Raw genomic sequence first — 1098 nt, 5'->3', positions numbered from 1 at the left:
GTGTTGACGCCGACGACGGTCCGGGTGCCGGTGTCGGTCTCCTGGGCGATGCGGTAGGCGTTGCGTTCGATCTCGCGTTTCTGGAAACCGGCTTCGATCGCCGCGACCGCGCCGCCCAGGTCCTCGACCTTGCGCATCAGCTCCACGGCGGCGGCCTCCAGGTCGTCGGTCATCCGCTCGACGGCGTACGAGCCGGCGAAGGGGTCCACGGTCGCGGTCACATCCGTCTCATGGGCCAGTACCTGCTGGGTCCGCAGGGCCAGCCGCGCGGAGGCGTCCGTGGGCAGCGCGAGCGCCTCGTCGAAGGCGTTGGTGTGCAGCGACTGGGTGCCGCCCAGCACCGCGGCCAGCGCCTGGACCGCGACCCGGACCAGGTTCACCTGCGGCTGCTGCGCCGTCAGCTGCACCCCCGCGGTCTGGGTGTGGAACCGCAGCATCATGGACCTGGGGTCACGCGCCCCGAACTCCTGCCGCATCACCCGCGCCCAGATCCGGCGCGCGGCACGGAACTTGGCGACCTCCTCCAGCAGGGTGGTCCGGGCGACGAAGAAGAACGACAGCCGGGGCGCGAAGCCGTCGACGTCCATCCCGGCCGCCACCGCGGCCCGCACATAGGCGACGGCGTCGGCCAGCGTGAAGGCGATCTCCTGCACGGGCGAGGCGCCCGCCTCGGCCATGTGGTAGCCGGAGACCGAGATGGTGTTCCACCGGGGCAGCTCGGCCCGGCAGTAGCGGAAGACATCCGCGGTCAGCCGCAGCGACGGCCGCGGCGGGAAGATGTACGTACCCCGCGCGATGTACTCCTTGAGGACATCGTTCTGGACGGTGCCGGCCAGCCGCCCGGCCGGCACGCCCTGCTCCTCGGCGACCAGCTGGTACAGCAGCAACAGCAGCGCGGCGGGCGCGTTGATCGTCATGGAGGTGGAGACCTCGCCGAGCGGGATCCCGCCGAACAGGACCCGCATGTCGTCGATCGAGTCGACCGCCACGCCGACCCGGCCGACCTCGCCGTGCGCGAGGGGCGCGTCGGAGTCGTGGCCCATCTGGGTGGGCAGGTCGAAGGCGACGGACAGGCCCGTGGTGCCGTGCGCGATCAGC

The 1098-nt window shown here is 71.9% G+C and carries 1 protein-coding gene; it reads right to left on the bottom strand.

Annotated features, from left to right (window positions below; genetic code table 11):
- A partial coding sequence (locus ABT245_RS45945) for an acyl-CoA mutase large subunit family protein (RefSeq protein ID WP_351747148.1) occupies positions 1-1098 on the bottom strand: 1098 nt, incomplete at both ends.

It is taken from the genome of Streptomyces sp. NPDC001508, assembly GCF_040298665.1.
Classification (GTDB): domain Bacteria; phylum Actinomycetota; class Actinomycetes; order Streptomycetales; family Streptomycetaceae; genus Streptomyces.
The sequence above is the reverse complement of the archived record's forward strand: the minus strand, read 5'-3'. Positions and strand labels throughout refer to the sequence as shown.